The following is a 5199-nucleotide window of genomic DNA, read 5'->3' on the forward strand; positions in this document are numbered from 1 at the left end:
CTTTTGTATGGTGCGGAATCATGGCGGTTTCCCTGTTGCTGGTTGGGGTACTCACCCCGCTGCTGGATAATGCCCTGGAGATTGTATTTTTAGATGTTGGTCAGGGGGATTGTATATACATAAAGACTCCTGATGAAAAGCACATTTTGATAGACGGTGGTGGCAGAAACGAAGGCTATACCGGCACCTTTGATGTTGGAGAGGACATCGTAGTGCCATTTTTGCTGAAGAATGGGGTGGGGCATCTTGACCTTGTTATCATGTCCCATGCCCATGATGACCACATCGGTGGGTTGGTTGCGGTATTGGAGAACATTCCTGTCAGGGCTTTTATGGAGTATCCGCCCGGCGAGGAAACCGATAACTACATTCGCCTCAAGGAACTGATGAGCAGGAAAGGCATTAAAAACATACATGCTTATTGCGGCCTATCGTATAGGGTAGGCAGGGATGTGCGGCTTGAGGTGGTGTATCCCTGCATTGAAGGGGGCCAGCCCCAATGGCTATTCGATAAGGGAGATAACAACCGCTCGCTGGTGATTTTGCTACGTTATGGAGATGCCACGGTGCTCTTTACAGGGGATATAGAGGCTGATGTAGAAAAGCACTTGTCGAAAGGCTGGAATTTGCCGATAGATATATTGAAGGTAGCTCACCACGGCAGCAATACCTCTTCTACCGATGAATGGCTGGAGGCCGTAAGGCCGCAGCTGGCGGTTATACAGGTAGGCAGAAATGCCTTTGGACATCCAAGTCCCCAGGTGTTGCAGAGGTTGGAGGATAGAGGAATAAAGGTGTTGCGAAATGACCGACACGGAGCAGTAATAGCTCGTTATACCGGTAGAGAATGGCATATACGGTGGATGATTGATGAATGGTAAGAAGATGAAAGGCAAAACTAAAGGTAAGGGAGGCTGAAAGGCCATGAAGAGTTACAGGAAGGAGCTTTGGTTTGAGACAGATAAGCGACGCGATTTCATCAATATTACCCCTATTTTAGAGGAATGTGTCAGGGAAAGCGGCATAAAGGAAGGCTTGCTCTTGTGCAATGCTATGCATATTACCGCCAGTGTCTTCATAAACGACGACGAACCGGGGCTTCACCAGGACTTTGAAGAATGGCTTGAGAAGCTGGCTCCTGAGAAACCTCATTCGCAGTACAAGCATAATGTATTTGAAGACAACGCCGATGCTCATTTAAAGCGCACCATAATGGGCAGGGAGGTAGTGGTGGCCATTACCGATGGTAAACTAGATTTGGGACCATGGGAGCAGATTTTTTATGGTGAGTTTGATGGGAAACGGCGCAAACGCGTGCTTGTCAAGATTATAGGGGAATAAATGGGAATAATTGCTTATGGAAGATGCAGCTTACGTATGATAGAATATGTCTGCTGATCTGGAAACAGAAAGGAGGGCAGTAGTGGCTATGCTTGCTATAAGGAACGGTCGGGTAGGATGTTTCATCCTTCATGGGATGAGCGGTGACCGCTTTGGAGTGGAAGCCCTCTGTTCTTACCTTGAGGAGCAGGGTTACGGTACATATTGTTGTGAAATTGGCATAGAATTCAGTTCCGCAAAGCTGTTTAACGCTTATGCACATCTAGAATGGACATGCAGAGCCGAGAGGGAATTTGAAGAGTTTTACAAAGAATATGATTATGTGGTGGTCATAGGCGTATCCATTGGAGGGCTGATAGGCATACTACTTGCCGAGAAGTATATGGTGGATGCATTGATAACTATAAATACCCCCATATATCTGGTGGATGCCAGGAAGCTACTTGAGATGTTGTACTGTGAAGGAGCAAGGGTGAGTAACTCACATTTTAATAGGATTATTCTTCTGGCTTTGTACCGATTGATGGGATTTAACAGGCTATTCGATGAGGCTAAAAAGACACTATATAGGCTGCGCTGCCCTCTTTTAGTGATACAGGGTAAAAAGGACGATATCGTAGACTGGAAGAGCGCGTCCTACATATACGACAGTTTTTTGGGGCAAGTTAAGGAGATTCAGTATTTCCCCAAATCCGGGCACTTTATATTCCTTGACTGCGAGAGCCGACTGGTGTTCATCCGGTTGCATCAGTTCATAGAAAAAAGCGTGGAAAATAAGATGCTTATAGAGGGGTATATTTGATCTTTGGAGCAAACTCAATTGGTTGGGTTAAAATATGTATAGATTTAACCAATAGGGGGTAATGTGCTCATGAAGAGGTTTGAAGATGCTAACTGGAGACAGAGCATGAGGATAAGGTTTGATTACAACAACATGATGTCGGATATGATTGGGGAGGAATATGGCATAAGCAAGGAACAGATCCTTGCATTGCAGCCCAAGATAAAGGCTGCCATTGAGGCTTTGAAGGAAAAGAGAAAGGCTGGTAAAACCGAGTGGAGGGACCTGCCGTATACCCAGGCTGAGGTGGTCAAGGATATTTTGACCACTGCAGAGGACATAAAAAGAAGGTTTGAATGCTTCGTGGTACTGGGCATCGGTGGCTCGGCTTTGGGCCCTATAGCGGTGCATCAGGCGCTCAACCACATGCATTATAACGAACTTCCAAGGGAGAAGCGCAATGGCTGCCCGAGGTTTTATGTGGTGGATAACATAGATCCTGAGCGGATGAAAGCCCTGTTTGACATCATCGACGTTAAGGAGACGGCATTTAACGTCATAACGAAATCCGGCAGCACGTCCGAGACCATGGCTCAATTTTTGATCGTCAGAGATATGCTGAAAAGTGCTGTTGGCGATGAATACCGCCAGCACATCATTGCCACTACCGATGCTGAGAAGGGCAATCTCATCCGTATAGCTAGGGAGGAAGGGTTTAAGACCTTCTATATTCCCGCCGGCGTAGGGGGTAGGTTCTCGGAGCTGTCGCCTGTGGGGCTTTTGCCAGCGGCGGTATGCGGTGTCGATATCGAGGAGTTGCTTGCAGGAGCGGCCTATATGGATGAGCTATGTAGCAAGGATGATGTGTTCGAGAACCCAGCTTATATGGCGGCTGTCCTTCAGTATATTGCCATGAAACAAGGCAAAAACATATCCGTCATGATGCCCTATGCCGATTCTTTGAAGTATATGGCGGATTGGTATGCTCAGCTATGGGCTGAAAGCCTGGGTAAAAAGTTTGATGTTGACGGCAGAGAAGTATATGTCGGGCAAACACCCGTTAAAGCCTTGGGCGTGACCGATCAGCATTCGCAGATACAGCTGTATACCGAAGGGCCTTTTGATAAGGTTATAACTTTTATAAAGGTGGAGAATTTCCGCAGCCAGGTTGATATACCTAAAGGGTATGAGGATATGCCTGCTGTTTCCTTCCTAGGAGGCCATACGTTGGAGCAGCTTTTGCATGCCGAGCAAATGGCCACCGAATACGCGCTTTATAAGGCAAAGCGGATGAACAGGACAATCATACTGCCGGAGGTCAATGCATTTACCGTGGGTCAGCTTTTATACTTGTTGGAAGTAGAGACGGCCTTTGCCGGTGAGCTGCTCAATATCAATGCATTTGACCAACCGGGCGTGGAAGAGGGTAAGAATGCCACATATGCGCTTATGGGCCGTCCAGGTTATGAGGACAAAAAGGCTGAATTGGATGGAAGGCCTAAGAAACTGGAGGAGTATATAATATAATTTAGAGGAGTATATAATATAATGTGGTATTGTGAGATTTTTTAAGATTTTCATAACTTAATTGTATTTTCTTTAAGATGCATTTGTTCTGCATTGAAGGGGGAGACGCAAATTTGAGAGCAACGGTTGATTGCGTGCATTGCTATTTAAAGCAGGCGGTATCATGCATGACGATGGCAGGGCTTGATGAGGATTCTCAGCACGAGATATTGTTTAAGCTCATGGATTTTGTGAAGGGGTTTGACAGACAGGCCACCCCTGCAGAGAATTCCACCTATGCCGTTTTGAAGACATATGAGCTTATGGGAGTGGATGACCCTTATAAGGAGGTTAAGAAACAATCAAATGACCTGGCGCTTGAGCTATATCCCCGCTTAAAACAGATGCTGGATGAGTATGAAGACAGGCTGTACAGTGCTCTCAAGATAGCGGTGGCGGGAAATGTGATAGACTTGGGTATAAGAAGGAGCTTTGACATTGAAGGAGAATTAAGATACAGCATGGAAGCAGGCTTTACAAAGGACCATTACGATAGATTCAAACAAAAGCTAGGTAAGGTTAACGAGATACTGTTTTTGGGAGACAATGCTGGAGAGATTGTGTTTGACAAGGTTTTGGTTGAGGAGCTGGTGCGGCTAGGAAAAAAGGTGACGTATGTTGTCAAAGAGGGCCCTGTACTCAATGATTCTACGATGGAAGATGCTCTCTATGTGGGTATGGACAAGGTAGCAAGGGTAATTACCACGGGTTCGCGATTTCTGGGCGTGAGCTTTAAGCACATGTCCCAGGAGTTTGCCGATGCGCTATACAAAGCCCCGCTTATCATATCAAAAGGGCAGGCTAATTTTGAGTCGCTAGAGCAGCAGGAGATGGCACGGGACAGGATATTCTTTTTGCTCAAGATAAAATGTGATGAGGTGGCAAAGGCTGCAGGAGCAGGGTTGGGAGATGTTGTGTTTTTTACAAAGTAGGCATCAATTATTTGAAAGTCTATGGTGAAGTTTTGGTGTGTGGCAAGTGAGACTCTAAGCTTGCGGGGAAGGGGTTTACCGTTAATTTGCCGTTAATTTAAGGTGGTTTTTGAACAGAAATTACTATATTTAAAAACGGGGGATGTACTGTGAATTTAATAGTATTGGATAATATCTCTTGGAAGGTGGATGTTAATAAGCTACTTAAAAGGTTTCATCTGCAGCCGGACAGCCAAGATGCAGCAAAGGTGGAGACGCTTGCGCGTCAGGCTGAAGAGATAGGCAGGCCAAAGGTATTGTACAAGGAGGCATATGTAGAGGATAAGGGAGAAGATTTTGTAATAGTGGACGGGGTTAAATTGACCAGCCGTATCCTTCGCATGAATCTTGAAGAGGTATACAGGGTGTTTCCATATATCGCCACTTGCGGTACTGAATTAGAAAGATGGTCCGAAACCTTAGATGATATTTTGGAGAGCTATTGGGCAGACTGCATCAAGGAGATGGCGCTGGCTGAGGCATTAAAAGCTTTTGAGAAACATCTTGATGAGAATTTTCATCCTGGTACAACATCCAGCA

General features: G+C 45.8%; 5 protein-coding genes and 1 pseudogene. All 6 read left to right on the forward strand.

The window, feature by feature from the left end:
* Nucleotides 1-881, forward strand: an 881-nt coding sequence (locus tag FWJ59_RS07705) for a ComEC/Rec2 family competence protein (RefSeq protein WP_414481370.1), incomplete at its 5' end; no start/stop codon positions are given.
* Between the two features lie 43 nt (nucleotides 882-924).
* Nucleotides 925-1341: a secondary thiamine-phosphate synthase enzyme YjbQ gene (locus tag FWJ59_RS07710; RefSeq protein ID WP_414481371.1), complete on the forward strand. Its 417-nt coding sequence runs from the start codon at nucleotides 925-927 to the stop codon at nucleotides 1339-1341.
* A 46-nt stretch (nucleotides 1342-1387) separates the two neighbouring features.
* The gene (locus FWJ59_RS07715; protein WP_414481372.1) at nucleotides 1388-2143 is read left to right on the forward strand and encodes an alpha/beta hydrolase; all 756 of its coding nucleotides are present in this window, start codon (nucleotides 1388-1390) and stop codon (nucleotides 2141-2143) included.
* 69 nt (nucleotides 2144-2212) lie between these two features.
* Nucleotides 2213-3649 (forward strand): glucose-6-phosphate isomerase, encoded by a 1437-nt coding sequence (locus FWJ59_RS07720; protein ID WP_414481373.1) that lies wholly within the window; start codon nucleotides 2213-2215, stop codon nucleotides 3647-3649.
* Between the two features lie 113 nt (nucleotides 3650-3762).
* Complete coding sequence (locus FWJ59_RS07725) at nucleotides 3763-4620, forward strand: damage-control phosphatase ARMT1 family protein (RefSeq protein WP_414481374.1); 858 nt, start codon at nucleotides 3763-3765, stop codon at nucleotides 4618-4620.
* Nucleotides 4621-4769: 149 nt separating this feature from the next.
* Nucleotides 4770-5199: pseudogene (locus FWJ59_RS07730) on the forward strand (vitamin B12 dependent methionine synthase); the annotation flags it as partial.

The sequence above is a fragment of the Caldicoprobacter sp. genome (assembly GCF_047459465.1).
Taxonomy (GTDB): domain Bacteria; phylum Bacillota; class Clostridia; order Caldicoprobacterales; family Caldicoprobacteraceae; genus Caldicoprobacter.

What these genes read in the sequence shown, in the direction of transcription:
- FWJ59_RS07720 (WP_414481373.1), top strand. Translation starts at nt 2,213, where the DNA reads ATGAAGAGGTTTGAAGATGCTAACTGGAGACAGAGCATGAGGATAAGG.
- FWJ59_RS07710 (WP_414481371.1), top strand. Translation starts at nt 925, where the DNA reads ATGAAGAGTTACAGGAAGGAGCTTTGGTTTGAGACAGATAAGCGACGC.
- FWJ59_RS07715 (WP_414481372.1), top strand. Translation starts at nt 1,388, where the DNA reads ATGTCTGCTGATCTGGAAACAGAAAGGAGGGCAGTAGTGGCTATGCTT.